Annotated in this window: 22 protein-coding genes and 1 pseudogene; 15 read left to right on the top strand and 8 right to left on the bottom strand. The window is 69.3% G+C overall.

What is annotated here, in order from left to right; all coding sequences use genetic code 11:
- Window positions 1-362 precede the first annotated feature (362 nt).
- The gene (locus tag ACH443_RS11920; RefSeq protein ID WP_430590419.1) at window positions 363-1,241 is read right to left on the bottom strand and encodes an HIRAN domain-containing protein; all 879 of its coding nucleotides are present in this window, start codon (window positions 1,239-1,241) and stop codon (window positions 363-365) included.
- A 282-nt stretch (window positions 1,242-1,523) separates the two neighbouring features.
- On the opposite strand from ACH443_RS11920, the gene ACH443_RS11915 reads away from it, so the two are divergent.
- The 6 genes from ACH443_RS11915 to ACH443_RS11890 all read left to right on the top strand — a co-directional run bounded on the left by ACH443_RS11915 (window position 1,524) and on the right by ACH443_RS11890 (window position 7,643).
- Window positions 1,524-3,287, top strand: coding sequence for an ATP-dependent nuclease (locus ACH443_RS11915; protein ID WP_430590418.1), 1,764 nt, complete (start codon window positions 1,524-1,526; stop codon window positions 3,285-3,287).
- 426 nt (window positions 3,288-3,713) lie between these two features.
- Complete coding sequence (locus tag ACH443_RS11910; protein ID WP_430590417.1) at window positions 3,714-3,950, top strand: hypothetical protein; 237 nt, start codon at window positions 3,714-3,716, stop codon at window positions 3,948-3,950.
- Window positions 3,951-3,963: 13 nt separating this feature from the next.
- Complete coding sequence (locus tag ACH443_RS11905) at window positions 3,964-4,590, top strand: hypothetical protein (RefSeq protein WP_430590416.1); 627 nt, start codon at window positions 3,964-3,966, stop codon at window positions 4,588-4,590.
- A 327-nt stretch (window positions 4,591-4,917) separates the two neighbouring features.
- A complete protein-coding gene (locus ACH443_RS11900; RefSeq protein ID WP_430590415.1) occupies window positions 4,918-5,427 on the top strand; it encodes a hypothetical protein in 510 nt (169 codons plus the stop codon).
- Window positions 5,428-6,097: 670 nt separating this feature from the next.
- Window positions 6,098-6,376, top strand: a complete 279-nt coding sequence (locus ACH443_RS11895) for a helix-turn-helix transcriptional regulator (RefSeq protein ID WP_430590414.1) — start codon at window positions 6,098-6,100, stop codon at window positions 6,374-6,376.
- 64 nt (window positions 6,377-6,440) lie between these two features.
- Entirely contained in the window at window positions 6,441-7,643 is a 1,203-nt protein-coding gene (locus ACH443_RS11890) for a tyrosine-type recombinase/integrase (RefSeq protein WP_430590413.1), read from the top strand.
- A gap of 141 nt (window positions 7,644-7,784) precedes the next feature.
- On the opposite strand, the gene ACH443_RS11885 is transcribed toward ACH443_RS11890, so the two are convergent.
- From ACH443_RS11885 to ACH443_RS11870, 4 genes are read right to left on the bottom strand one after another with little or no spacing between them, the layout of a single operon-like run.
- Window positions 7,785-8,951 (bottom strand): Wadjet anti-phage system protein JetD domain-containing protein, encoded by a 1,167-nt coding sequence (locus ACH443_RS11885; RefSeq protein WP_430590412.1) that lies wholly within the window; start codon window positions 8,949-8,951, stop codon window positions 7,785-7,787.
- On the bottom strand, window positions 8,948-12,436 hold the full coding sequence (locus ACH443_RS11880) for an ATP-binding protein (RefSeq protein ID WP_430590411.1): 3,489 nt from the start codon (window positions 12,434-12,436) through the stop codon (window positions 8,948-8,950). The genes ACH443_RS11885 and ACH443_RS11880 overlap by 4 nt, the downstream gene beginning before the upstream one ends.
- Complete coding sequence (locus ACH443_RS11875) at window positions 12,433-13,248, bottom strand: DUF4194 domain-containing protein (protein WP_430590410.1); 816 nt, start codon at window positions 13,246-13,248, stop codon at window positions 12,433-12,435. Before ACH443_RS11875 ends, ACH443_RS11880 begins: the two co-directional genes overlap by 4 nt.
- Complete coding sequence (locus tag ACH443_RS11870) at window positions 13,245-14,723, bottom strand: DUF3375 family protein (RefSeq protein ID WP_430590409.1); 1,479 nt, start codon at window positions 14,721-14,723, stop codon at window positions 13,245-13,247. Before ACH443_RS11870 ends, ACH443_RS11875 begins: the two co-directional genes overlap by 4 nt.
- Before the next feature lie 1,310 nt (window positions 14,724-16,033).
- Between ACH443_RS11870 and ACH443_RS11865 the strand changes: the two genes are divergently transcribed.
- The 3 genes from ACH443_RS11865 (at window position 16,034) to arfB (ending at window position 18,422) form a co-directional block, all read left to right on the top strand.
- Window positions 16,034-16,783 (top strand): hypothetical protein, encoded by a 750-nt coding sequence (locus tag ACH443_RS11865; RefSeq protein WP_430590408.1) that lies wholly within the window; start codon window positions 16,034-16,036, stop codon window positions 16,781-16,783.
- Between the two features lie 72 nt (window positions 16,784-16,855).
- Window positions 16,856-17,884, top strand: coding sequence for a linear amide C-N hydrolase (locus tag ACH443_RS11860; protein ID WP_430590407.1), 1,029 nt, complete (start codon window positions 16,856-16,858; stop codon window positions 17,882-17,884).
- 100 nt (window positions 17,885-17,984) lie between these two features.
- On the top strand, window positions 17,985-18,422 hold the full coding sequence (gene arfB / locus ACH443_RS11855) for an alternative ribosome rescue aminoacyl-tRNA hydrolase ArfB (protein WP_430590406.1): 438 nt from the start codon (window positions 17,985-17,987) through the stop codon (window positions 18,420-18,422).
- Window positions 18,423-18,443: 21 nt separating this feature from the next.
- On the opposite strand, the gene ACH443_RS11850 is transcribed toward arfB, so the two are convergent.
- The gene (locus ACH443_RS11850) at window positions 18,444-19,082 is read right to left on the bottom strand and encodes a dihydrofolate reductase family protein (protein ID WP_430590405.1); all 639 of its coding nucleotides are present in this window, start codon (window positions 19,080-19,082) and stop codon (window positions 18,444-18,446) included.
- 216 nt (window positions 19,083-19,298) lie between these two features.
- Between ACH443_RS11850 and ACH443_RS11845 the strand changes: the two genes are divergently transcribed.
- Both ACH443_RS11845 and ACH443_RS11840 read left to right on the top strand, forming a co-directional pair.
- Entirely contained in the window at window positions 19,299-20,099 is an 801-nt protein-coding gene (locus ACH443_RS11845; RefSeq protein ID WP_430590404.1) for a sugar phosphate isomerase/epimerase family protein, read from the top strand.
- On the top strand, window positions 20,096-21,193 hold the full coding sequence (locus ACH443_RS11840) for a Gfo/Idh/MocA family protein (RefSeq protein WP_429763441.1): 1,098 nt from the start codon (window positions 20,096-20,098) through the stop codon (window positions 21,191-21,193). Before ACH443_RS11845 ends, ACH443_RS11840 begins: the two co-directional genes overlap by 4 nt.
- A 50-nt stretch (window positions 21,194-21,243) precedes the next feature.
- On the opposite strand, the gene ACH443_RS11835 is transcribed toward ACH443_RS11840, so the two are convergent.
- Window positions 21,244-21,864 (bottom strand): TetR/AcrR family transcriptional regulator, encoded by a 621-nt coding sequence (locus tag ACH443_RS11835; protein WP_429763442.1) that lies wholly within the window; start codon window positions 21,862-21,864, stop codon window positions 21,244-21,246.
- A gap of 46 nt (window positions 21,865-21,910) precedes the next feature.
- Window positions 21,911-22,248, bottom strand: a pseudogene (locus tag ACH443_RS11830) (substrate-binding domain-containing protein); the annotation flags it as partial.
- Between the two features lie 109 nt (window positions 22,249-22,357).
- On the opposite strand from ACH443_RS11830, the gene ACH443_RS11825 reads away from it, so the two are divergent.
- From ACH443_RS11825 to ACH443_RS11810, 4 genes are all read left to right on the top strand, one after another.
- Window positions 22,358-23,833, top strand: coding sequence for an MFS transporter (locus tag ACH443_RS11825; protein ID WP_430556191.1), 1,476 nt, complete (start codon window positions 22,358-22,360; stop codon window positions 23,831-23,833).
- Between the two features lie 74 nt (window positions 23,834-23,907).
- Complete coding sequence (locus tag ACH443_RS11820; protein WP_430590403.1) at window positions 23,908-25,638, top strand: FAD-dependent oxidoreductase; 1,731 nt, start codon at window positions 23,908-23,910, stop codon at window positions 25,636-25,638.
- Window positions 25,639-25,669: 31 nt separating this feature from the next.
- Complete coding sequence (locus ACH443_RS11815) at window positions 25,670-25,945, top strand: metal-sensitive transcriptional regulator (protein WP_429763445.1); 276 nt, start codon at window positions 25,670-25,672, stop codon at window positions 25,943-25,945.
- A 90-nt stretch (window positions 25,946-26,035) separates the two neighbouring features.
- Window positions 26,036-26,197: a hypothetical protein gene (locus tag ACH443_RS11810; protein WP_430556213.1), complete on the top strand. Its 162-nt coding sequence runs from the start codon at window positions 26,036-26,038 to the stop codon at window positions 26,195-26,197.
- Window positions 26,198-26,252 lie beyond the last annotated feature (55 nt).

Below are 26,252 nucleotides of genomic sequence, written 5' to 3'. Positions count from 1 at the left end.
CTTGAACTCAGGCGGGAACTTCTTGGGCACAGAGACATCCTTCCAGCGGGACGGCGTCCCACAGATGGAGTGTCAACCAGCCCTGCAGCAGTCCCAGGAACAGGCGCGCAACGAGGGAACTTGCGGCGTGCGGTCGCGTCCCACGCGCGCCTTCCCGTGGCTGGTCGATACGAAGGCGCCGCCTCGCGTTCGTGGCCAGCCCGTATCCTCCGGGGGAGTGCGTGGGCTTGAGGCGCCGGAACGACTGCCTGATGACGTGACGGCGCATTCGAGCGGGCCACCGTAGCGGCGCTGCGCAGGCGTGCCGAGGTGAGGGGTTGAGCGTGTCGTCGCCGCGTGTACGGGTTCTGCCAGGTGTGGCGTTAGTTCTTCAGTTTGGCGAGGCGCTGCCCGAGCTGGGTTGATGCGCGTTGCTCGACGGGAACGAACGCAAGCCAGCGTTCTAGTATTGCGGCTTCTTTGTCTGGTTGGCGAAGCTTGCGGTGGATGATCGCCGCTTGCTCGGTGTACCAAGGTGCGGGCGTCGAGCCAGCGCGATCGCCCTCGGCGCCCTGGATCGCTGCGTAGCAGAGTTCGAGGGCCTCCTCGAGCCGATCGTCGCGCTTGAGTTGCTTGATGGGTTCAACGAGTTCCAGGTAGTGAACGCCACTGACCATCCCTGCTTCGAAGGCCTTCGCGCGGTCACCGCCACCCGCCAGAGCCTCGGCAACCATCTCGCGCCGGACGAGGAGCTCGCCGGTGCGCTTCTCCTGCGGTGTCAGCGGAGGCAGGTTCTCTGCGGTGTACTGCCACCGAGGAGACAGATCGCTCCCGAGCCAAACCCACGCCTCGACGCGAGCAGTCTCGCCGTCGACGATGTACGCCAGTTGCATCGGCGCCGCTTGCGCTGTTCGCTCGTCGAGCCGCAGGGAGCCAGCAACGCCGCTGGGGAGGTAGCCGATTCGTTCGCCTTCCACGAGGACCGCGACAGCGTTCGGATCTGCGGCGTTGCTCGGCTCGCGTTCGAGGAGAGCTGTCTCTTCGAGCAGCCCTTGCCCGGTGAGGCCTCGTCGGCGAACGAGTCCCTGCGCTGCCTCGGCGCAGAAGGTGGTCGTCCCGGCAAGCTTGACCAGCGGACTCCCGGACAGGCTGATGGTGAGTGTTGGGCGCTGCGCTGGTGGTGAGGGTTCCGCGCGCGTGGCGGGCAGCGGACTGGCGGGGCGCGGGCTACGACGTTTGCCAAGCCATTCCAAAAGACTCACGGGTGGATGATCCCACCGCGGGCGACCTCGCGGGGCACGGTGCCCGATCTCGGCCGCGGCATGGCGCTGTACGGCCATCAAGTCACCTTCGCTTCGACGCCGGAGCGCCCGTCGTCGCCAGGCTGGTCTCCAATCACCACTTGCACTGCTTCTAGCCAAGAACCGTCCGGTTTCACCGCGCCAGCGCCGGCACCCTGGGATCCTGCGTAGCGCATCGGCGACGACGAGAACGAGTGCCGGGTGCGCGACGCCGGCGCGTAGCCAATGGGCCATGATCTACCCATGACTGAGGACGTCGAAGCTTTGGAGCCCATCTCACTGCGGTGGCAGGACGTCTTCCCGGCGGCTGAAGGACCGGATCATGCGGAGGTCTATTTGAGCCTTCCACCGTCCTGGAAAGGGGTCCAGTTCTTCGTAGGCCGCAACGGCAGCGGCAAGTCGAAGACAGCCCGTGAGGTGGCGGTGAAGTGCGGTGGACGGTTCGTCTCGACCGACCGGCTCACGGGGATCATGGGCTTCACCGCCTGGTCCGGCGCTCACCTTCCCGGACAGTTTCGCGGGGTACCTCTCGGGGCACAGGAACTTCAAGACTTTCAGAACGCGGCGCGGAGGTACGGAGGCGGGGAAGCGGTTCTAGGGCTGCACGCTCTCCATGACCGGCCCGACGTTCGACTGCGTGTGATGGCCTTTCTCCGGCGGGCGCTGGGCCGCTCGATCGAGCTGCGGGAGAGCGCGGGATACCTCGATCCCTACGTGCGGCTGAACGGGAAGGAATACTCCCTGTTCCGAGACGAAGGCCACGGCCTCCGTGAACTAATTCTGCTCCTCGTGGAGATCTACCGGGATGACTGGAACGTACTGGTCATCGATGAGCCCGAGCTCCACCTACATCCGTCGATGGCACGCCTGTGGCTCTCAGAACTGTCGCAGGAGTGCGCGAGGCGGGGGCGACGCGCGGTAGTCGTGACCCATGAGCCATCGCTGCTCCGGCCGAAAACCAGTTCCGACCTGGACGCAATCTGGGTATTTCGGCCCGGAGAACGCCCCGCACGGTTTGGCGAAGCAGTGCGACCGGCTGACAGGGACAGGGCCGATTCGTCTCTCGCGCAAAACCCGTCGCTTGTGAGCTTGCTCGCGTTCTCTCCGCGTCCGGTTCTCGTGGAGGGACCGACCGACGTTGCTGCACTGACCGCGGCTCTGCAACGACTTTGCCCGCCCGAGGTCGTCGCGCAGACCGATTTGGTGGAGTGCGGGGGAGCGGGCAACACCGCCATGTGGCACGGGATTGCCCGTCGTCTTGGCCTCGATGTCCGTGCGATCGCAGACCTCGACGCACTCTTTTCGCCCGGCGTGCACGCTGAGATGGACGACAATCCGGAAGTGATTGCTGCCTACCGGGAGACCCTGTTCGTGAACCCTCCGCGCACGCATGCGGTGATCCGCGACCTGGTGAATGCGGCACGGGGCGCCGGCTACGACGGGAACCCCCGGGGCAGGGCGGCGTGGCTCGCAGCCACAGGACCAGACGCCTCCACGGAGGCCAAGAAGGGCGCCAAGGTGCGTGAGATTTGGCGTGAGGCAGGCGTATGGCTTCATCCGCAGGGCACCCTTGAAGACGTGCTTGGAATTGACGGTGACAAGGGGCGGGAGATTGCCCGGCGCGCCGCCGAGGCAGGGCCGGGCGACATCGACGCTGTCGCGCACTGGTGTGCCTACGAACTGGACCTCGGTGGCGACCTCGCGCTGCTCGTCAGGTCGGCGGTCGAGGGCATCGCTCAGGGGATCCAGCGGGCTCAAGGCGAAGAATCGGAGGCGGAGTTTTCCGCACCGGTCGGTGGGGACCTCTCGGCCAAGGAATTCGTCGATGTGACCTCACTCGGTGATGGGCGGTACAGGCTCACCGTCAATACGCCAGACGAGTACGCGGGTTACTTCCTCGAGTTCGACCGGACGACCGCGCCGGCGGCAATGTCTCTGACGCCGCCCGAGAAACAAGGATTGTCAGGCGCGCAGGCGATTTTGGACGGTGGCTCGAAGGTGCCGTGACCGCTCACGAACGGAGAATACTGCTGCGGCGAGTTTTTGCTCGCCGGCCTGCGTCGGGCTGTAGTTTGGCGCGGGTCTTCTCGCGGCGGCAAGGTGAGCACGTTGCCCTGTGGTTCGTTCAGTCGGTGCTGGAGCTCTGAAGCCGAACGGCACTATGTGTTCTATATCGGCGCGCGCTTGCCCCAGCGTCGGCAAGCTGGCTCGTCTCGCTTTACGCGCCGCAGGGTCGTCCATGCTGGCGGAGCTGCCCACGGCGTGCGTCGCTTCCAGGCTCGGGCTGGTGCTCCCCGCATCATCCGCTGCGTGTGGCGAGCGCCGGATGCCCCCTGCGCAGAGCAGTGCGCTGGAGCGGCGTGCGGGTTGGACTTGCCCTGCTCGCGTCAAGGCTGTTTTGACGTGAGCGGAACGTCAAACTAGGATTGACATGTGCGCATCGCAGAGTCCGCCTTGAAGCACGGGATCACTCCCGAGCAGATCAGGCAGGGACTCCAGGTGCCCATGAGTGTCGTGACGCAGCAGCACCGAGCCCCCAGTAAGGAACTTGTCATTGGGGCCGACCGCTCGGGACAGCTGCTCGAACTTGTCGTGGTCGACCGTGACGGCGATGACCCTCGCGTGATCCACGCGATGCGACTCCGACCGAAGTTCTACCGCTACCTCTGAGAGGGTGATGACTATGCCGAAGGCCCCCACGATCAAGACCAGTGCGACGGCCCCTCGAAGCGGTGCCGGGCATGTGACCACCGCCGAGTCGCGCGAACGCCTCCGAGCCTTCCATCCGCGTCGTGTAGCGGGACTGGGCTCGGACTGGTCTGACCGCCTGTCCTTGCCTCTGGCCTTCACCCGCTCGGTGCGGGCGATGGACTTCGTCTGCACCGCACCCGGTCGAGTCGAGACCATCGAGGGGATCCCGGTCTTGATCCTGTCGTCCGACTGGTTGCTGGGGGACGTGATCAGCGGCCCCGTCACCGACGAGCAGAGGCGACGCTTCGCGGATCTCGTCCATCAGGCAATGGCGAGCGAGCACGCGGGCCAGTCTGACGACGAGGTCGCGGAAGCGGAAGGTTGGCTCGACAGCCTCGAGGTTGACCATCACGACCCCAGCATCGAGCCTCCGCTCGTCGAGGATCCTTACGAGCTTCGTCGAGTCGGACTCGCCCAGCGAGCCATCGAGGACGCGGAGCGGGAGCTACGGGATGCCGTCGCGAGCGCGCGGCGGGAGGGGCGCTCGTGGGCGGAGGTTGGCAGGACGCTCGGGGTGACGCGGCAGGCAGCCCAGGCAAGGTTCGGGCGCGCGTCCTGATCTCTCGTGTGCGAGCAGGTCGTCGAGCCGAGGCGACCGAGGAGAGGTTCTCGCAAGGATATGGTGTCCCGCTACCTCTGAGTGTTCGCCGCACGATAGCCGCCTATAGAGCGGTCTTCGACCCGACGCGTTGGACATCGCCTGCTAAGCGGGCGACGACGCACGAGGAGGATGTGCTGCTGGGGCTCGGCACCTGGATCGAGGATCCGCGTCAGTACGAAGAGCGGCACCGGAAGACGGTCTGAGGGCCTAAAGCTTCGCTTGCGCTCGAGCCAAGGACCGGCGCGGCCCATATAGTCACTTCGTGGCTCGGTACGGTTCATTGGTATGAAGGTCAACCCGTTGCGTCCGAGCTCGAACGTCGACCTGCCCGACGTGGTCTTGCACATGACGGGCAGATGGGGGAAGAAGACTGACGGTGTGCTTCCAGGCATCGTCGCGATCAACTCAGCTCAGCGGCTGGCGTCGATTCTCTGGCTCCGTCAACTGCACGCGGCGCCGGTGTTCGGGAGTGACTGGCCGGTAGTCTGTTTCACGCATACGACGCGCCGGGCACTTGCGGGATTAACCCATCAGTTCGACGGCGTCGGGATCGCATTTCATGCGCAGGCGGTGTTCGATGCAGGCGGTGGGCCAGTGCTGTATGTGCGGGGCGACGAGTATGACGCCGTACACGACAACGACCTGCTGTCCGAAGCGTTTCGATCACGGGTTGTGCGCTGGTGGCCAGGGGCCAGCGAGGACGACCCGTGGGCGAACGTGCTGCTGCCTCGTAGTGTTTCTGGGGTGAGCGAGTGGACGCATGAGCGTGAGTGGCGGATTCCCTCGGCCCGCTGAGCTAACGTCGGCGTGGAGCTGGAACTTCACACCTGAGGACGTCGCATTCGTCCTCATTCCAAACAAGACCTACTCCGACATGATCTGGAACCAGCTCGAAGGTTTCCGGCTCAACCCCGTCAGTCCGCCGTCGGATCTGGCGTGGCTCCAGACCGTGCCGGTTGCGGCTCAGACCATCGATGGGTGGAGCTTCACGCGAGGAGAAGCGCCAGGTTGGACGTGAGGGTGCAACGCGGCTGGTCGGTGTCCGATCGCAGGTCGGCCTACGCGCCGGTATGGCCGGCGACTTCACGATGCTCTTCTCGCGATCGGTTCGACGTCCGGCACTCTTGGGCTCGAGCGTTGACCACGGCGCCCTGAACGACTCATCGGGCAATCAGCCGGCAGTTGCTGCAGGCGCGCTGCGGGCGCGGGCTGGGGTGCATGCCGATTCGTATCGGGCGGGTCGTTTCCAGTCCCCTTGAGGGGCCTTGCAGAGCCAACGACGCGGTCGGAGGGACGAGAAGGGGGGGGGGGGGGGGGGGGCTGCATCCCGCGCGTGGGGAGACCCAACGTCCGTTGGCTCCCAGAGCGCCGACTGGCTGGGTGCCAAAAGTGACGAATGCAGATGCTCGGAGGAGGTTACGCCCGCGGTCTGGATCAGGTGACGAGGCGGGCGCACATTGGGGGTATGGCTACCAACACCACCACCGCGGCACCCGAGCGTCTGTGGTCCATCGAGGACCTGGCTGACTTCCTCGTCGTGCCGGTGAACACGATCTACCGCTGGCGCAAGTATGGCGAGGGCCCCAGGTCGTTCAAGGTTGGAAGGCACATCCGCTTCCGGCCCTCTGATGTGAACGATTGGCTCGAGGCGCAAGTGCAGGCGCCGACGCAGAAGGTCGAGCCTTCGCGCAGGCCCGCGGCTCGCGGGTCCATCAAGGACGATGAAGCGTTCTGGGCCGACTGACCCCCAGACGCAGGATGCGGTCGTCCCTGCCGAACTGATCTCGGGACGATGGAAGGACAGGGTCATGGCTACGGGCAGGCCCAGTACGAAGGTCGGGCAGTACGGCCACATCAGCTTCACCCACCGCGCCAACAGAACCGTGTTGGCTTCGGTACACGTTCGAGACAGCGATGGTGTCGCGCGCAGGGTGCGTGCCATCGCGCGCACGGAGGTGCTGGCCGATCGGAAGCTCAAGGAGAGGATCGCGTCGCGGTCTGATGGCGTCGTCGCCGGTGACCTGACGCGTGAGTCGTACTTCATGTCTGCTGCGCGCGTGTGGCTCGAACAGGCCCAGACTGACGTGCGGAACGGTGGGCGACGCCGTCCGCAGACTGTGGCTCGTTACGAGCGGATCTTGCGGGCGCAGGCTGTCCCTCGGCTCGGGAGGCTCCGGCTTGGGGAGATGACGGTGTCGCGCATCGAGGGCGCTGTGTACGAGATTGTCGCGGAGGGCCATTATCGCAAGGCGCAGTTGTTCCGTGAGACGGTCTGCCAGGTCTTGGACATGTGCGTGCGCATGGATGTGGTCCACGACAACGCGGCCCGCAAGACCCGCAAGCCCGCCATCCCCAACCAGAGGAAGCCTCAGGCCTTGTCGGTGGGGGAGGTCCGGGAGGTCCGGGAGGCTGTTCGACTGTGGCGCAACGATGGCAAGCAGCACCTGGGCCCGCGGCCGGACGGCAAGTTACCCGTGTGCGTGGACGTCATGCTGGGCAGCGGGATCCGGATCGGGGAGGCGTTGGCGCTGCGTTGGGGCGACTTCGCGCACCTGGCAGGGCAGCCCTACATCACCGTCGCGGCGACGATGGTCGAACTCGAAGGCAAGGTCGTCTACCAGCCGGAGACGAAGTCGAAGTCGGGCCAGCGGCGCATCATCCTTCCCGGCTTCGCAATCAGGGCCCTGTTGTCGATCCGGCCGGAGAACACCGACCCGCAGGCCTTCGTGTTCGCATCACGCAGCGGCAAGCCGATCCAGCCGGGCAACATGCGCCGGTCCCTCAACAAGGCTCTGGAGGCATACGGGATGGACCCCGCACTGGTTCACCCGCACCTCTTCCGCTCGACGGTGGGCACGGCGATCGCGCACGGCGGGTTCTCGGTGTCCGACGCGTCCAAGGTGCTCGGCCACTCAGCCCCGGCCGTGACCGAGAAGTACTACATCGAGGAACTGAGAAACACCCCAGACGTCACCGCCGCGCTCGACGCGCTGGTGGGGGAGCGAGGTTGAGGCCGGCGTTATCCGCTGCACAACGTGGATAGTTAGTTGTCTTGTGGTTGCGGTCATGCCTGATCTCGCACGTGCAGACGCGGCTGGGCGGCCTCGTCGAGCGGGTTGACGTAGCAGGCAGCGACTTGCCGCCCAAGAGCGTCAGCCTGCGGCAACGGCCAGGAGTGCACGGTGGGCGACATCGTCGGGAATGTGTTCCTGCTCGAGGCGTCGGTACCCGGTGTACTCGGGATCGAGCAGCATCTCGTACAGTTCTCGCTCGTTGTCGGTGAGGTCCAGGCCCGGGTTTGGTGTCCCGGCGGTCAGCTCCTTGCCGTTCTTGTCGTACCGGGTGCCGCCGTCCGCCTGGTACGCCTCGTACGTGGCGAGGTCCATCAGCATCGAGGCGTTCACAATGCCCGCGGCGCGGAACTGGCCGAGGATGGCGAGACCGTCCGCGTCCATGTCACCCCAGTAGACGACCAGGGGAGCGTCGCGGATCCACGGGGTCGCCGCGAATGGCGCCGCACCTGCGCCGTTGCCTTCGACGGCGATCGCGCCGGGGACGTCGCCGAACGTGACAACGCAGTCCTTGTTCTCGCAGATCAGGACGATGCGCGGGCTATAGGGCAGGGACCAGTTGTCGGCTACGGCGTACGAGTCGTACCGGCGCCCACCGGTGCTCAGGTAGTCCGGATCCAGGTAGGCGAAGTGGATGACGGACGGGTGAGGCCCGGACAGGCCAAGCGTGTCGCGACCGGCGAGGCCCGCGACGAGGTGCTGGGAAGTGTTGAGCCACTTGGCGTGCAGGCCGCCAATGGCCACCTGCCGGGGTGTCTTCCCGGTCGCGTCGTTGCCCGTGAACCAGTGCGCGGCGGTGATGAGGTGGCCGACGTCGAGGTCGGTCCAAGCGTCGGTCTCGCGCACGACGCGCACGATGAGGTCCATCTCGGTGGCGGGAAGCTCCTCGCGGACTCGCTGGGCTCGTGCCCGGCCGCGCGCGAGGCGTAGGGGCCAGGGCTCGCCGACGAGTCGCGCGGCAGCATCGGCGTCGGGGATGGTCACGGCGTTGGGAATCTGCTGGACTGTGCCGTCAACGCGTTGGTGGCGTACGTCGAGTTCGACGTCGTGGTCGCCCGCCCAGGCGACCCAGTCGCGCGCCCACTTCGCGTGTGTGGCGAGGTCGCGGGCGAGTTCGGTCGAGGTGAGCGCGCCGAGCGGGATGCGGGCCCCCCACTGGTGGTCGACGCCAACCGCTGCGCGCGCCCACACCTTGATCAGGCGCTTCTCGAGCAGCGCGAGGACGTCCGCGGGTGTCTTGGTGCTCACTTGGCCGCGCCTGCACGTACGGCGCCTCGTTCCGTGTCGGTGATGGCGCGGATCTTCGACTTCTTGGTGCTCTGGTTTTTCGTGATCAGCAGGCAGCGGTGCATGTGCGGCTCGAGCGCGGCGAACTTGTCCATCGGCGCGCCGACGATGAGCTGAAACCCGAGGCCGGTCCAGGCCTGCACGGCACGCGACGCGAACTGCGCGTCGGCCTTGATGAACCCCTCGTCGAGGAACACGGGCGCGAACCGGGGCCGGACCTTGTCCTCGTCGCCGAGCCGGAACCGCAACGCGGCGCCGACGATGAAGGCGATCAGCTCCTGGGTCTCACCGCCGGACTTCGACCCCAGCGAGTTGTATGTCGCCTCGAGGTTGCCGTCCTTGTCTCGGCGCTCGGCCCGGACGGTCACGTGTCGGCGCACGTCGAGCAGGTCGTCACGCTGGGACAGCTTCGGGTTGTACAACGGGTCCTTTGGGCCGCGCAGCTTCGCCATGAACGCTTCGAGCTCACGAAACTTGGTCTCCATCAGATGCTCGGGCAGCGCCGCGGTCGCGACGGACGAAAGCTCCTTGAGCTTGCGTCGGAAGGTGATGACGTCGGCGCGGTGGGCACGGTCGACGCGCATCTTCAGGCGTGCGTTCGTCGGCCCGAACGGCAGGGTCGCGAGGATCTCATTGATCGGGTGGAGGCGGTCGTCGATGTCCGCCAGGGCGGAGTCCATGGCCTGGTGCAACAGGAAGAGCCGCTGCCCGGACCACTCCATGAGCTTCTCGTGCCATGCACGGCGGCGTTCGTGCAGGCCGATGACGGTGATGTCGGTGAGGATCTGCGCGAAGTCGTGGTAGGCGCCAAGGCTCGCCGTGAGCGTGTTCGACGGGAATTGAGTCAGGAACTGGTCGAACGTCCGCTCGAGCTCGGTGGTCATCTTGGCAACCGTCGTGGCCGCCTTGTCCCTTCCCTCAGCGAGGCTCTTTTGCATGGCGGTGACTCGGCGCGGGAACGCGTCCAGGTCGTTGGGGTCGCCGCCGACGCACATGGCGGCGAACTGCATGTCGAGGTAGGCGTTGGTCTCGTCGTCGAGCAAATCCGGGTAGTCACGCAGGTGTGCGTCCTGCATCCTTGTGGCCTTCTCACGCCGGTTCAGGACCTTGTTCCAGAGCTCGTCGAGCTCCGCGGCGGCGGTACGGGCGGCGCCGTGCGCGCGGGCGGCCTCGATCGCCTCGGCGTGTCGTGCGTTGAGCGCTTCCTGTGCCTCTGCGAGGACGTCGTTGCCATCCAGACGCGCCTGGCGCGCCGCAACCTTCTCGGTGAGGCGCTGGCCTGCTTCACGCACGTCGAGTAGTTCGAATACTGCGCTGGCAAAGGTACGGTACGCACTGGCGCGGTCGTCGAGCGCGGCGAACTGTTCCTCGAGGTCCGACTTGATCTTCGCGAGGTCGTGCAGCTCGCCCGTGAGCCTGGCGATAAGCGCAGCGGTCTCCTCGCGCAGGTCCTCATTCGAGAAGCCGAGCTGACGCCCTTCTCGCCCACCTCCGAGCGACCCCGAGCGACCGAACCGGGTCTGCCCGGTCAAAGTGACGCGGTAGCCGCCACCTCCGAGGTCCGCGGGGTCCTCCACGCAGACGGCGTTGTTGGCAGCTTCCGCGACCTTGCGCATGACCCACCCGCGGTAGCGGCCGGGTGCAAAATCGAGCTTGCCGGCGGTCGTGTTCACCGGTGCGGGTGCAGGCTCGGAAAGGTTCGACTCGGCACCGTCGAAGCGCAGGCCGCGACCACGCAGATGGAGGTCGTTGACGGCCACCTGAAACGCGTCGAGCTTCGCGTCGGGAACGATCATCCGCGACCCGGCGGGCCCGAGGACCTTCTCAATCGCGGTCGTCCACCGCGTCTCGGCGACGGACACCTGGACGAGCTCGGCGAGGAACGGCGCCTCGGATATGTGTAGGCCGGCGAGCTCGCACACCTGGGCGCGCATGTGCTCGAGATCGGCGGAAATGCGGCTCTTGGACGCCTTGAGGCGCGCAAGCTCGACCTTGGCGGCAGAGAGATCGCCCTCCTTGACACGCACGTCCAGGCCGGCCTCGGTGATGGCATTGCCGAGCTCGCGGCGCCGGGCGGTGAGGCTCTCGACGGCGGCCCGCCCTTCAGCTCGGAGCGCCTCGAACTGGGCACGGTCAGAAAGATCAATGCCGTCGCGATCAATAAGCACGGCAACATCCTTGGTCAGCTGTGCCAGGACGGTTCCGCGGTTGGTGGCATCGAGCTCGGCCTGCCGGATCGCGACGTCGAGCATCGCGACCTCGCTCCCGCCGGCCTGGTTGTACTCCTCGCGGGCTTCGTCCTCACGCACCCCGGCCTCTTTCAGGACGGCCCCGGCCGTCTGCTCGGCCTCGATGGCCACCTTGCGGCGGCTAAACGCGTCAGCCTCGGCGATCTCGAGCAGGTCGGCCTCGCGGTTCGTCTCCCACACCACTAGCGGGGTCACCCCGGATGTCGTCAGCCCGAGCTCGTCCAGGGTCGCGATGGCGGTCCGGGCGTCCGTGAGTGTCGCCCACTGCTCGGGGATGCGCTGGAGGATCGACTCCTTGCGGGCCTCGTCGGTCATCTTGCGGTAAGCGTCGGCGAGGTGCCCGAAGTCCTCGAGAGCCTTCTCCGCTTGAACGAACGTCACGGGCTGCTCGAGGACGGTCTCCTTGTAGAGCTCGTCGACGGTACGGAACTGGATGGAGGACTGGACCCGGTAGAGCAGGTTCAGCGCCTTGTAACCGTCGTTGTTCGCACCAATCCCGAGCCGGGTGTGCAGCCGCGCCGCGAACGAGTCGTACGTCTCGTGGTAGGTGATGCCGGGGAACAGGGCGCGCAGCTTGCGCGGTGGGAAGACCTCTTCGGCCAGCGTCTGCGCGTCGCGCAGGTTCAGATGTCCGTCGCAGGTGAGCAGACGCATCGTGGTTTCACCGTCAAGGCGAGCGGTCGGCGGCACGTACCACAGGCGGGCGAGCGTGAATGTCTTGCCGTGGTCGTCGACGAACTCGACCGCGACGCCACCCCAGGCGGCGGATTTTCCGCCGCGCAGCACGTGCTCGCGCGAGACGCCGTCATCATCTGTGGTCTCGTCGGTCTGCCCGCGCACGTAGCTGACCACGTTGCGTTGGTCATGTCCGCGCGCTCGTCCGATCGCGGCGTTCGACGCTCCGTTGAGTGCCGTGCCGGTCGGCATCATCGCGACGGTGTACGCGTCCAGAAGGGTCGACTTTCCGGACCCGGACGCACCGGACAAGAGCGTGGAGATCTCGTCGAACGTGATGGTGGTCGGTCCGTCGAACCCGCCCCAGTTGATCAGCTGGATCTCGTGGACCTTCCACTGCGTGGTGCCCTCGGTGCCTCCAGGGATGGAGAAGAGTGCCTCGCCCACCGGTGTGGTCGCTGCGTCGCGCGGGCCGTTGGCTGGCAAGGCCAGGTCGAGGACCGGGTCGTCGAATGTCGTCATCGCTGCTGCTCCTGGTCCCAGGCGGGGGCACGCGTGTCGGTGGAGTTGTCGGTGCTCGGATGGTCGTGGTCGGCTCCGTTGCCGGGCCCTCCGCCAATTGGGGCGGCTTCGGGCGCACCGTGGGCGCGGATCCAGGTCAGGAGCTGCTCGAGGACACGCTGGTTGAGGAGCGCCTCGACAGCGGGGTCGATTTCGAAGGAGTCGGCGTCCATCCGCCCGAGGAGGACTCCGGCGGACACGAGCGCCTCGACGGCACGGTTGGCGCGCCTCGTGGTGTCGGACCGATCGGTGTCGGTGGAGATCTCCGCGAGCCGGTCGAGGAGCTCCGCCCGGTCGACGAACGTGCGGGGGCGCCCGGCAGCGCGGCTGGCACGCACGAGAGTGCGCAGGTGGACCAGCAGGATCGTCTCTTCGCGCGGCCATGACGTCGCGTACAGCAGAGTGGGATACCGCTCGGACGTCTCGGAGACGACCTGCCGCTTGTACGCGACCTGGAGATCGTGGTCGAGCTCGAGTGTCAGGTACATGTCGTTGAGGCGTGCGCGAACCATGTGGGTGTTCTTGACCAGCGCCTCGAACTCCGCGCGGTGGGAGCGAGCGGTGATGAACCTGTTCTTCATCAGCAGCACCATGGCCCGTCGGGTGACCGGATCTAGGCCGCCGACGTCGCCGTCGAACTCGGCGTGGCTGCTGGTCGCGTCAAGGTCGGGGTCGTCCCAGGCACCTACGCGCGGGTCGTCCGTATCGATACCCGGCACGTCCTCGGTCTCAAACGGGCTCACGTCACCCGGGAGGTCGTCGATCGTGCTCACTGCGTGGCCTCCTGGTCGGGTGAGGTCGGTAGGGCGGTTCTCGCGGTGGCGAACCGGCGCATGGTTCCGTCGGGGCGCACGGCTTCGAACCCTTCGAGGTCTGCGCCGTCCGGGTCGGTCTCGAACGTGGAGTCCGCCAGGTGCAGGATCCCCAGGACGTCGACCGGGCGTCGCAGGGACGGGTCGAGTGCGTTGAACAGTTCGCCCACGCTGTCGCCGTAGCCAGTTGCGAGAGCCTCGGCGAGCGCGTCGAGGGACGGTCCGCCCCAGGCGATCATGTCGGCCAGGGACTCCTCGGAGGCGTCGTCATCGTCGTCGGCGGGATCGGACAGTGGGGCTGGGGGAGCGGCGCCGTCGGGGTCGTGGAACTTTCGGGGGAGGTAGTCGATATCGAGGGGCTCGGGAAGCAGCTCGACAGGGACGCGGTGGCGGACACCGGTGCGCGCCAGCCACGGCCCGAACTCGGCGTCCAAGGCGCGCAGGGTCGAGTCAAGCTGCCGGTCGCGCACGACGTCGTGGGTGGTGATGTAGTCCTTGATCGCTTTGGTCGCACGGGAGCGCTGGGTCAGTACGTCCTCGAGGCCACGGCGAACGACCGCGACCGTGGAGCGCAGCTCCCGCTTCTCCATATCATCGAGCGCGTCGGCGTGCGGGTGGGACAGCAGGGCGTTGAGGTCCTCACGTAGCTGGAGGAGGAGCGCGTCGTTACGCAGGAGTGTGAAAGCGCCTTCGAATGCGCGTCCCTCGGCTGTGGTCGTGGTCAACTCGTCCGCGCGGCGCAGGTACGCGTCGACAACTGCGCCGGCGGCGTGCTCCTCAGAGCGGAAGTCGTCCAGGATCTGCTTGCGGATGACCTCGAATCGTTCGGTAACCCGCGCGAAGTCCGAGGGGAGTGCTGCGACGAGGGAGAGCAGGTGGATGAACCCTTGGACCATGTAGTCCTCGGTGACGGGGGCGAGTTCCCCTCCGGCCTCGAGCCGGTCCCTCTCAGCGACGAGCTCGTTGATCCGATCGTCCAAAATCAGCACACGAGCCTCGCGTGATGGGTTTGCAGACGCGTTGAATCGGCGCACCGTGTCGACAATCGTGGCGATGCGGTGCTCAGAGAGCGTGGGTCGATCGTGCTCAAGGCTGTCGACGAGCGCGAGGGCGGTCTGGGCGTGCGACGTGAGGGTGTAGACCTGCCCACCGCCATCGGCGTTGTCGCGGTAGAGCCACTCTCCCTTGACCCACCGCATGCACAGTTCACGACCGTCGAGGTCGGGCACCTGGGTCGCACCGGCGCCGCGCAGGTCGATCAGGTGGTTAGAGATGAGCTGGTGCATTCGGGCGGTATCGATTGAGGTGACTTCGCGTGAGAAGCACGTGCGCAAGAGCGTGACGGCCACCGGGGCGCCGGGCCGGTTGAGGAGTGTGAGGGTGGGCTGGTCGAACGCTGCGCGCACCCGGGCGTACTGCCCCACGACGTCACTCACTACCGCCTCCGCAACGGTTCGGCTGACCGCGTCCGCGCGGCGACCACACAGGAACCGTACGGACAATCACCGACACAGCGGCGTCCTCGGCGTGCTGCCAGGTGGCCGACCGGCGAATTTCACCCGGGCCAGCGCTTCCAGGCGAGCGAGCCGGGTCCGCGTTAAGGATGCCGGCGGTGCCGCACGGCATGGTCCGCGATGGTCCACCCGCATCTCTTCTGTCCGAGGTGCAAACAAGAGCGCGCGCCCGGCGGGGTACGGGTATCCGAGGCGCCCGAGGCACTAGATCACTCAACGTCGGCATGACCGATTCGAGTGCATCTTGGTACCGCGGCACCCTGACGCCACTGGCGGTGGTGGTGCGATAGCGCGGACACGCGCGCCCCCCAGCCCCGCCGGGTACTGGCATCGTCGTCACGGGCCAGCGCGCACCGTCGGTGGCGGTTGGAGCAGGCGCGTGAACGTCCCCTCAGACGGTCAGCCAGCCCGAACTACACTGTCGGCGAGGGCCGCCTGACGTTCACCCCTTGCCCGGCATCGAACCTGCCCTCGACTTGGTGGACTTGCTAGAGCCGTCGCTCGCAAGCGTCTTGCCTGCCTTGGACAGCGCGGACTTGGAGAGCTTCGATGACATGCCCATCCAGACCACTTCCTCCACTCGGCCGCGTCACGCGCGGTGACACGAGTACAGCACCGGCCCTGACATCGGGGCCGCCACAAGGACCGCGCCGGCAGCACCCACAGACGGGCGGGCACCGGAGCACCTCACGAAAAGTGGGTGCTTGAACGTCCGCCGGCACGCCACGACGACACGTGGACGGACGTGGCGTCGGGTGATCCTCGCCGACGCCAGCAGCAGGATGCGACTCACCCGGAGCCAGTCGCTAGCATCCCAGGCATGCTCACCGTCCCCTCCCGCGCAGGCTCCGAGGCCATCCCTCGCGTTGTCATGCGGGGGTCCAGCGGGGCGGCCGAAGGGGGTTGGATCGCGGATCGCTGCGTGGCAGGCCGCCTCCGGCTGCGGTGTCCAAAAAGTGTCCAAGAACAGCGACAACCAAGTCCCATGGACGCCTATCAGCGACCACCACGAGAGCATCCGCAAAGAACCATCGATGCAGGTCAGGGCGATTTCCTGCAGGTCAGAAGGACAGACGCTTCAACGGAATCTCCACCAGGGGGTCGCAGGTTCAAATCCTGTCAGCCCGACCAGCACGCGAACGAGAGGCTCGGACCGGAGGTGGTCCGAGCCTCTCGTCGTTCGCGTCGGTCGGCCCTGCGGTCCCGTCGGTCCCGCGCCCTACGGTCCTCCCATGGGACGGCAACGCCGGTACACCGACGAGCAGCTCGCCGAGGCCGTCGCGAGCGCGCGGTCATGGCGCGGGACCCTTCGAGAGCTCGGGATGTCGGGCACGTCGGCGGGGTCGATGAGATCGGTGCGGGGGCGCGCGGACGCGCTCGGCCTCGACTACCGCCACTTCACCGGGCAGCGCGGGTGGACCGAGGGCGAACTGATGACGGCGGTCCGCGAGGCGACCACGTGGACGGATGTCGCCGTTCGACTGGGTCTCAGGGGTGGGTCCGGGATCGTCACGGCGAAGGGGCACGCCGCGCGGCTCGGCCTGGATACCGACCACCTCACGACGTCGGACGTCGATGTGACGGGTGCTCCGCGGCCCGATATCGCTCGCCTCGACCGTGCGGGGCCGCTCCTCGCCGCAGCGTGGTTCACCCTGTGCGGCGCCGATGTCTCGTGGCCGCTCGAACCTGCTCGCTACGACCTGCTCGTGTCGACCCGGTCCGGCACGCGCCGGGTCCAGGTGAAGACGACGACCACGCGCGCCGGCGCGACCTGGAAGGTCTACCTCTCGACCTCTCGTGGCGAACGGCGTACGTACGACCCGGACGAGATCGACGATTTCTTCGTCATCGACGGCGAGCTGCGGCAGTACCTGATACCCGCCGCCGTCGTGGGCGGGCTGCACGCGATCCACGTGGGCTCGTACGCCCGGTACAGGCTGCCGACACTCGCTTCCGCCGGACCTGCTGCCGACGTGTCCTGACGCCGCCACCGGACGGACGCGTCTTCGGCCCGAACATCGCCCCACGGGCGCGCATGTCCGCTGCGGGTCACGATGGCCACGAGACGGGGCGGGACACGGCATGGGCGAGCACGCCTCAGGCACGTCGCATCGGCACGACGATGGGAAACACGACATGTGCACGGGAATCCGGTTCTCCGACGGACACGGCAGCGTCTACCTGGCGCGGAACCTCGACTGGACGAGGGCTACGGGCAGCAGGTGGTGATGACGCCCACGGGTTTCGCGCCGAGCTCACCGTTCGGTGCGGTCCCCGACATCAAGCACGCCACCATCGGCATGGGCATCGTGGAAGAGTCGACACCGCTCTACTTCGACTGCGGGAACGACGTGGGGCTGGCGGTCGCGGGGCTCAACTTCCCGGGATACGCGGCCTACGCCCCCGCCCCGGTGGACGGCGCCGTCAACGTCGCCGCGTTCGAGTTCCCCCTGTGGGTGTGCTCGCAGTTCGCGAGCGTGGACGAGGTCGAGGCCGCGCTCGCGGACGTGGTGATCGTCGACCGGCCGATCAACGACAGGTACCCCAGCTCGCTGCTCCACTGGATCGTCGGCGACGGCACGCGGGCGATCGTGGTGGAGCACACGAGCGACGGCATGCACGTGTTCGACGACGACGTCGACGTGCTGACGAACCAGCCCGGGTTCGCCTGGCACCACGAGAACCTGCGCAACTACCTCAACACCTCGCCGGAGTTCCCTCAGGACGTCGCGCTGGGCAGGGCGGTCCTCAGCCCGTTCGGGTCGGGTTCGCACATGCGCGGGATCCCCGGCGACTACTACTCGCCGTCCCGGTTCGTCCGCGCGGCGTACGTCAACGCGCACTACCCCTCCAGGGAGAGCGAGACGGAGAACGTCAGCCGCGCCTTCCACACCCTGCAGCAGGTGGCGATGGTCGACGGCTGCGCCGCGATGGGCTCGGGCGAGTTCGAGATCACGATCTACACGGGGCTCTTCTCCTCCCAGACCTCGACGTACTACTGGAACACCTACGACGACCCGGCGATCCGCAGCGTCGCGCTGGCCGACCATCCGGCCGACGGCACGGACCTGGTCCTGGCGTAGCGCGACCCGACCCGCGTGCGAGCGGGGTGAGGACCGGTCGGCGCACCGCGGCGACGTGACTGGCGACGCCCTGCGGACGCGTGCCGGGCATGATGGTCGGATGCCCGACGACGCCCGAAGCGGCCTGCGCGTGACGCCAGCTCTCGTCCTTCCCGAGGCGGAGCTGTCCTGGCGCTTCTCGCGCTCCTCGGGGCCGGGGGGTCAGGGCGTGAACACGACCGACTCGCGCGTCGAGCTGTCGTGGGACGTCACGGCGTCGCGGGTCCTCACCGAGACGCAGCGCGCACGGATCCTCGAGCGGCTCGGACGGCGGGCGCCCGACGGCGTGCTGACCGTCGTGGCGTCCGAGCACCGCGCGCAGCTGCGCAACCGCGACGCCGCCCGGACCCGGCTGGCCGCGCTCGTCGCCGACGCGCTCGCGCCGCCCGGGCCGAGCCGGCGCCCGACGCGCCCGACCCGGGGGTCGGCCCAGCGGCGCATCGACGCGAAGAAGCGTCGCGCGGGCGTCAAGCGGATGCGGCGCCCGCCGCAGGACTGAGACCGGCGAGGACGGCGGTCGTCAGGCGCCGCGGTCGGGTGCCGCCATGTCGCCGGTCGCGGGCACGCCGTCGGCGAGGCCGTAGTGGAGGTACACGGTGCCGCTGGGACCGGCGACGGGAGGTTCGAGGAGCCGGAGGTTTGTCGGCACCTCCCCGCCGTCGAAGACCTTCTTGCCGACCCCCAGGACGATGGGGTGGACCCAGAGGTCGATGCGGTCGAACAGCTTCTCGTGCAGGAGCGTCTGCACGAGATCGAGGCTCCCGACGACGCGGACGTGCTCGTGCCGGTCGCGGATCTCCCGCACGGCGGGGGGCAGGTCCGGGCCGAGCTGGGTGGAGCCGGCCCAGGAGAGGTCGGGGTTGCCGCGAGAGGCGACGTACTTCGGGATGCTGTTGAAGAGGGTCGCGATGTCGCCGTCCTGGCCGTCGCCGCTCTGGTGCGGCCAGAAGCCCGCGAAGATGTCGTAGGTCCGCCGGCCCAGGAGGAGGGCGTCCGTCCCCTCGCCGTAGGCGGCGTCGATCTGCTCGCCGGCGACCTCGTCGATGAGCGGGGCCTGCCAGCCTCCGAACGGGAAGCCCTGCGGGTCCTCGTCGGGGCCGCCCGGGGCCTGGGCAACCAGGTCGAGGGTGGCGAACAGCTCGAGGTGGATGAGTCCCATGGTGTCCTCCGGAGGTCGTCCGGCGCTGGACGGTCGGCCGGCTCACGGGGGAGACCGGGTCGGTCGGGAGAACTCATCGGCACAGAGATCGGGAGAGAAACCTTCCACTGTGAGGTTTTGGGGGTAGGCTCGTCCACGGCTTCCGGCGCGGTGCGGCGTACTTCTGTACGGGCATCGACGGAAGTCGGACCGCAGACCACGCGAAGGAGCCCCCAGATGCCCATCACGTCCGTGCAGCTGTACTCGCTGCGGGATGCCATCGCCGCCGACCTGGACGCCGCCGTCACGCGCGTCCGCGAGATCGGGTACGAGAACGTCGAGCCGTACGCGTTCGTCGAGCGCGTCGCCGACTTCGAGCGCGCCTTCGCCGCCACGGGGCTCGCCGCGCCGTCCGGCCACGCCGCCGTCATCGACGTCGCCGAGCCCGACGTCGTCTTCGAGGCCGCCGCCCGCCTCGGCATCGGCATCGTCATCGACCCGTTCGTCCCGACCGAGCGGTGGCAGACGGCGGACGACGCGAAGAAGCTCGCCGACCGCGTCAACGAGCTGACCGTCCGGGCGGCCGGCCACGGCCTGCGCTTCGGCTACCACAACCACCAGTGGGAGTTCACGAACAAGGTCGACGGCCGGCCGGTCTTCGAGATCTTCGCCGAGCAGCTCGACCCGGAGGCCGTGCTCGAGGTCGACACGTTCTGGGCCACCGTCGGCGGCGCCGACGCCCCGGCCGTGCTCAAGACGCTCGGCGACCGCGTCGTCGCGATCCACGTCAAGGACGGCGAGGTGTCCGGCGACATCGCGACCGTGCTGCCCTCCAGCGAGAGCGCGCTCGAGGTGCCGCCGGCGCTCAAGGCCGCCTACGAGAACCAGGTCCCCGCCGGCCAGGGCGACGTCGACGTGCCGGCGATCCTCGCCGCCGCGCCGCAGGCCATCCGGGTCGTGGAGTTCGACTCCTACGCGGGCGACGTCTTCGAGGGCGTCGCCGCGTCCCTCGCCTGGCTGCAGGAGAACGACAAGTGAGCCGCGTGGGCGTCGGCATCGTCGGTGCCGGGAACATCTCGACGCAGTACCTCGAGAACCTCACGCAGTTCGCCGACGTCGAGGTCCGGATGGTGGCCGACGTGCTGCTCGACCGGGCTCGCGCGCAGGCCGAGGCCTACGGCGTCGCGTCGTCGGGCACGGTGGAGGAGCTGCTGGCCCGCGACGACATCGAGATCGTCGTCAACCTGACCATCCCGGCGGTGCACGCCGAGGTCGGGCACCAGATCGTCGCGGCCGGCAAGCACGTGTGGAGCGAGAAGCCGATCGCGACCGACCACGCGTCGGCCGCCGCGCTGCTGGCGGCCGCCGAGGCGAAGGGGCTGCGTGTCGCGTGCGCCCCGGACACCGTCCTCGGCGCGGGCATCCAGTCCGCGCTGCGGGCCATCGCCCGCGGGGACATCGGCGAGCCGCTGACGGCGACGACGATGTTCCACGTCCCCGGCCCGGAGGCGTGGCACCCGGACCCCGACTTCCTCTACGCGACGGGTGCCGGGCCGCTGTTCGACATGGGGCCGTACTACGTCACGACCCTCGTGCACGCCCTCGGTGCGGCGGCCCGCGTGCAGGCCGTGTCGTCGAAGTCGCTCGAGAAGCGCACGATCGCGTCCGGCCCGCGCGCCGGGGCGACCTTCCCCGTGGAGGTGCCGACCCACCACGCGGCGCTGATCCAGTTCCGGGGCGGGCAGTCGGCCCAGTCGACGTTCTCGTTCCAGCACGCGCTGCCGCGCGCCGGGTTCGTCGAGATCAACGGCACGACGGGCACCATCGTGCTGCCCGACCCGAACGTGTTCGACGGCGACTCGACCCTGTGGCGGTACGGGCAGGAGGAGCCCGAGACGGTCGCCGCGACCGGCTCCACCTGGGGCCGCGGCACCGGCGTCGTCGAGCTGGCGCGCGCGATCCGTGAGGGGCGCCCCGAGCGGGCCTCCGGCGCGGTCGCGCTGCACGTGCTCGACGTGCTCCTCGCGATCCGCGACGCCGCGGAGTCCGGGACGGCGGTCGACGTCGCGTCCACGGTCGACGCGCCGCCGCCGCTGACGGAGGACTTCGACCCGGCGGCGTCGACCTTCTGACGCCACCCGCGACGAGGGGCCGGGTCCTGCGGACCCGGCCCCTCGTCATGTCAGGACGCGGGAGGAGGCGGCGGCACCAGCCGCTCGAGGAGCTCGAGCACGCGCGCGCCGTCCACGGCGTCGGGGTCCAGCAGCCACTGCACCTGGATCCCGTCGGATGCGGCGATCGCCAGCGCGGCGAGGTCGCCGGCGTCGACGGCGGGGTCGATGCGCCCCGCCTCCTGGTCGGCGCGGACCCGGTCGGACAGCTCGGCCCGCAGGCGCGCGAAGCGCTCGCGGAAGAACTCGCGGGTCACCGGGTGGCCCTCGCTCGCGGCGTCGCCCGCGAGCGTCGTGTAGAGCTGGACGAGCCCGGGCACCTCGCGGTTGAGGACGGCGCTCTCGCGCATCCCGCCGACCGCCGACGTGGGCGGGCCGCCGGCGTCGCCCCGCTGGACCTCGTGCTCGTGGTAGACGGCCACGAGCAGGTCGTCGCGCGAGGGGAAGTAGTGCCGCAGCGTGGCGTGCGAGACGCCGACGGCGTCGGCCACCGACCGGAGCGAGGACGCGTCCACCCCGTGCTCCGCGACCATCCGCAGCACCTGGTCCAGGATCTGCGCCCGGCGCGCCGCGCCCTTCGCGTAGCCGCGCCGGGGCGCCGCGTCGTCGTCTGCCCCGCCCGGTCCGTCCACGCCGCCAACCTACCGGGCGTGGGCGGACCGTCCTCGGTGGCGGGTGTCAGAAGTCGAAGTCGTCGCTGTTGTCCTTGGTGAAGCGGTAGGGTCGCCGAGCAGCACGGTCGCGTCGGCGTCGACGGTGAAGTCGCCGAGCTTGCCCGCGGTGAAGGAGTCGCCCTCGGCCCCGGTGATGGTGCCCTCGACCATGGCGTCGGCGGCGAACGCGGCGAGGTAGCCGAGGTCCTCCGGGTTCCAGAGCGCGAACTCGGTGACCGTGCCGTCCTCGACGTACTCCCGCATCTGGTTCGGCGTGCCGAGGCCGGTGACGGCGACCTTGCCCTTCGCGTCGGACGTCGAGACGTTCCGGGCCGCGGCGGCGATGCCCACGGTGGTCGGTCTCCTCACGTGCGGGCGCGCTGGACCCGTGGTCCGTTCGGGTGAGCAACCACGTGGACCAAAGCATGAGCCGTCGTCGTGCGTGCATCCCGGGGGCGGCGTACGACGGAGCATGCCTTCCACCCAGGGCGGCGCGACGACGCTGCGGACCATCACCACCGACATCCCCGCCCGGCTCGACCGGCTCCCGTGGGCGCGGTGGCACTGGATGATCGTCGTCGGGCTGGGCACGGTGTGGATCCTCGACGGCCTCGAGGTGACGATCGTCGGCAACCTGTCCGACGCGCTCAAGGGCGACACCGGCCTCGGCCTGACCAGCGCGGACATCGGGCTGGCGGGCGCCGTCTACGTCACGGGCTCGTGCCTCGGGGCCCTCGTGTTCGGCCAGCTCACCGACCGGTTCGGCCGCAAGCGGCTGTTCATCCTCACGCTGCTCGTGTACCTCACGGGCACCGTGCTCACGGCGTTCTCGATGAACCCGCTGTACTACTTCGCGATGCGGTTCGTCACCGGGCTGGGCATCGGGGGCGAGTACGCGGCGGTGAACTCGGCGATCGACGAGCTGATCCCCGCGAAGTACCGCGGCCGGATCGACATCGCCATCAACGGGTCGTACTGGCTCGGCGCCGCGGGCGGCGCCCTGCTGACCATCCCGCTGCTGAACCCCGAGCTGATCCCGGCCTGGCTCGGGTGGCGCCTGTGCTTCGCGCTCGGGGCCGTGCTCGGGCTGTGCGTCCTGTTCGTCCGGCGCAACGTGCCGGAGAGCCCGCGGTGGCTGTTCATCCACGGGCGCGAGCGGGACAGCGAGCGGATCGTGTCCGACATCGAGCGGCGGGTGGCCGAGGAGGACGGCGTGGAGCTGGCGGAGCCCGAGGGCTCGCTCACGGTCAAGCAGCGGCACACGGTGAGCCTCGCGCGGGTCGCGCGCACCGTGTTCGCCGAGTACCCGCGGCGCACGGTGCTGTGCCTCGCGCTGTTCGTGGGGCAGGCGTTCCTCTACAACGCGTTCTTCTTCACGTTCGGCGACACGCTGCAGACGTTCCTCGGGGTGGGGCAGACCGGCGCGTACATCGCGCTCTTCGCGGTGAGCAACTTCCTCGGGGCGCTCGTCCTCGGCCCCTTCTTCGACAAGGTGGGGCGGGTGCGGATGATCTCCGGGACGTACATCGTCTCCGGGGTCCTGCTCGCCGTCGCGGGCCTGATGCTCGGCGGCCTCACGGCGTGGACGCTGACGTTCTTCGGGATGGCGGTCTTCTTCGTCGCGTCGGCGGGGGCGAGCTCCGCGTACCTCACGGCGAGCGAGGTCTTCCCGATGGAGACCCGGGCGCTGTGCATCGCGTTCTTCTACGCGATCGGCACCGCCGTCGGCGGCATCACCGGGCCGCTGCTGTTCGGGCGGCTGATCGAGTCGGCGAGCCAGGCGCAGGACATCTCCGGCATCGCGGTGGGGTACTACGTCGGCGCCGCGCTGATGGTCGCGGGCGGGGTGGTGGCGATGTTCCTCGGCGTCGGCGCCGAGCGGCGCTCCCTGGAGGACGTGGCGACCCCGTTGTCCGCGCGGGACGCGGAGCGCGACGGGGAGGCCTGAACGTCGGTGCGCGGCGCGCGCGGCGCTGACCAGCGGATTGGCACACGCAATACCCCCAGGGGTATTCTCGACCCATGACCGACAGCAGCACCGCGCCGATCGCCGTCGCCCCGCCCGCCCGCCGGCGGATCGTCGTCGTCGGGGGAGTGGCCGGCGGCATGAGCTTCGCCGCCCGTGCCCGGCGCCTCGACGAGTCGGCCGAGATCGTCGTGCTCGAGCGCGGGGCGCACGTCTCGTTCGCGAACTGCGGCCTCCCGTACCACGTGGGCGGCGAGATCCCCGACGCGGATCTGCTCCTCGTGCAGACCCCGGAGTCCCTGCGTGCGTCCCTCGCCCTCGACGTCCGCACCGGCCACGACGTGACCACCCTGGACACCGACCGGCGCGTCGTCACCGCGACCACCGCCGACGGCGTCGTCGAGCTGCGGTACGACGCCCTCGTGCTGTCGCCGGGCGCGCGCGCCGTGCGCCCGCCGATCGACGGGCTCGGCTCCGCGCGGGTGCGCACGCTGCGCACCGTCGACGACGCCCGGACGCTGCGGGAGCGGGTGCAGGACGGGGCGCGCCGCGCCGTCGTGCTCGGCGCCGGGTTCATCGGCGTCGAGGCCGCCGAGGTGCTCGCCTCCGCCGGTCTCGAGGTCACCCTCGTCGAGCTCGGCCCGCACGTGCTGCCGCCGCTGGAGGACGAGGTCGCGCACCCCGTCACCCAGGAGCTGCGCCGCCTCGGCGTGGCCGTGCGGACGGGGGTGGCCGCCGAGGCCGTCGAGGGCGGGCCCGACGAGGACGTCGTCGTGCTGGGCGACGGCGCCCGGGTGCCGGCCGACGTCGTGGTGCTGTCCGTGGGTGTCCGACCGGACACGGAGACGTTCGAGGCCGCCGGGCTGGAGTGCGAGCGCGGCGCGATCGTCGTCGACGAGCACGGCCGCACCTCCGCCCCGGGCGTGTGGGCGGTGGGCGACGCGGTCGTGCAGGCCGACGCCGTCACGGGCCTCAGGCGCCCGGTGGCCCTGGCCGGCCCCGCCAACCGCGCGGGCCGCCTGGTCGCCGACGACGTCGTCCGCCCGCGCACGGCCCGCCCCCTGCCGGCGCCGCTGGGCACGGCGATCGTGCGGGTCGGCGAGCTGACCGCGGCCACGACGGGCGCGAACCGCGCGGCGCTCGACGCCGCCGGGATCGCCTACCGCACGCTGCACCTGCACCCCCACCAGCACGCCGGGTACTTCCCCGGCGCCGGTCAGGTGCACCTCGTGCTGCACGTGCGCCCGGACGACGGGCTGCTGCTCGGTGCCCAGGCCGTGGGGCGCGACGGCGTCGACAAGCGCGTCGACGTGCTGGCCACGGCGCTCCGCGCCCGCATGGCCGTGGGCGACCTCGTCGACCTCGACCTCGCGTACGCCCCGCCGTACGGGCAGGCGAAGGACGCGGTCAACCTCGCCGGGATGGTCGGCTCCAACGTGCTCGACGGCACCCTGCGGCTCTGGTACGCGCAGGACGTGCACGCGGTCCTCGCCGAGGCGCTGGTGCTCGACGTGCGCACCCCGCAGGAGGTCGCGACCGGGCACCTGCCCGGCGCGCTGCTCGTCCCGCACACCGAGCTGCGCGGCCGGCTCGCCGAGGTCCGGGAGGCCGCCGCCGGACGGCCCGTGCGCGTCCTGTGCGCGTCCGGCGTGCGGTCGGCGATCGCCCACCGGGTGCTCGCTCAGGCGGGGCTCGACTCCGCCTCGCTCTCCGGCGGGACGCTCACCCTGCGCGCCGTCCTCGGCGACCGGGCGGAGGACCTGCTCGTCGTGCCCGTCCACGCCTGACCCACCGCCACCCGCCCGACACGGAGGACCGATGCTCACCACCGACAGCGACGCCCAGCGCCGCATCGCCAACCGCCTGCGCCGCGCCCGCGGCCAGCTGAACGCTGTCATCGAGGCCGTCGAGGAGGGGCGCTCCTGCCGCGACGTCGTGACCCAGCTCGCCGCCGTCTCGGCCGCCCTGGACCGTGCCGGCTTCGCCGTGATCTCGACGGCGATGAAGGAGTGCCTCGCCGACCCGGACGCCGGCTCCGGCGAGGACGGCCTGACCACCGAGGAGCTGGAGAAGCTCTTCCTCACGCTGGCCTGAGCCGGCGCCTGTCCCGACCCTCCCGCCCAGCGCACCCGCGACTGCGGCTCCCCGCACCACCGAAGGAGATCCCCCACCGTGTGTTACCCCGTGACCTGCACGACGTGCGGCAAGACGACCTGGAACGGCTGCGGCCAGCACGTCGACGACGTCCGCCGCGCTGTCCCCGCGGGCCAGTGGTGCCCCGGTCACGACGACGAGCCGTCCACGAGGTCCGGGGGCGGCTTCCTGTCGCGCCTGCTCGGCCGCTGACCCGCGCCGCCGGAGCGGAGGCCCGGGCGGATGTCGAGAACCGGCGCGCGGCTCC

The organism is Isoptericola sp. NPDC019571, assembly GCF_044389385.1.
GTDB classification, from domain to species: Bacteria; Actinomycetota; Actinomycetes; order Actinomycetales; family Cellulomonadaceae; genus Isoptericola; species Isoptericola nanjingensis.
This window is presented reverse-complemented; position numbering and strand designations above follow the sequence as displayed.

Coding starts and splice junctions, on each gene's coding strand:
- ACH443_RS11915 (WP_430590418.1), top strand. CDS start 1,524: ATGACTGAGGACGTCGAAGCTTTGGAGCCCATCTCACTGCGGTGGCAG.
- ACH443_RS11845 (WP_430590404.1), top strand. CDS start 19,299: ATGCCCATCACGTCCGTGCAGCTGTACTCGCTGCGGGATGCCATCGCC.
- ACH443_RS11895 (WP_430590414.1), top strand. CDS start 6,098: ATGGCTACCAACACCACCACCGCGGCACCCGAGCGTCTGTGGTCCATC.
- ACH443_RS11905 (WP_430590416.1), top strand. CDS start 3,964: ATGCCGAAGGCCCCCACGATCAAGACCAGTGCGACGGCCCCTCGAAGC.
- ACH443_RS11880 (WP_430590411.1), bottom strand. CDS start 12,436: ATGACGACATTCGACGACCCGGTCCTCGACCTGGCCTTGCCAGCCAAC.
- ACH443_RS11865 (WP_430590408.1), top strand. CDS start 16,034: ATGGGACGGCAACGCCGGTACACCGACGAGCAGCTCGCCGAGGCCGTC.
- ACH443_RS11850 (WP_430590405.1), bottom strand. CDS start 19,082: ATGGGACTCATCCACCTCGAGCTGTTCGCCACCCTCGACCTGGTTGCC.
- arfB (WP_430590406.1), top strand. CDS start 17,985: ATGCCCGACGACGCCCGAAGCGGCCTGCGCGTGACGCCAGCTCTCGTC.
- ACH443_RS11815 (WP_429763445.1), top strand. CDS start 25,670: ATGCTCACCACCGACAGCGACGCCCAGCGCCGCATCGCCAACCGCCTG.
- ACH443_RS11825 (WP_430556191.1), top strand. CDS start 22,358: ATGCCTTCCACCCAGGGCGGCGCGACGACGCTGCGGACCATCACCACC.
- ACH443_RS11900 (WP_430590415.1), top strand. CDS start 4,918: ATGAAGGTCAACCCGTTGCGTCCGAGCTCGAACGTCGACCTGCCCGAC.
- ACH443_RS11860 (WP_430590407.1), top strand. CDS start 16,856: ATGGCCACGAGACGGGGCGGGACACGGCATGGGCGAGCACGCCTCAGG.
- ACH443_RS11820 (WP_430590403.1), top strand. CDS start 23,908: ATGACCGACAGCAGCACCGCGCCGATCGCCGTCGCCCCGCCCGCCCGC.
- ACH443_RS11890 (WP_430590413.1), top strand. CDS start 6,441: ATGGCTACGGGCAGGCCCAGTACGAAGGTCGGGCAGTACGGCCACATC.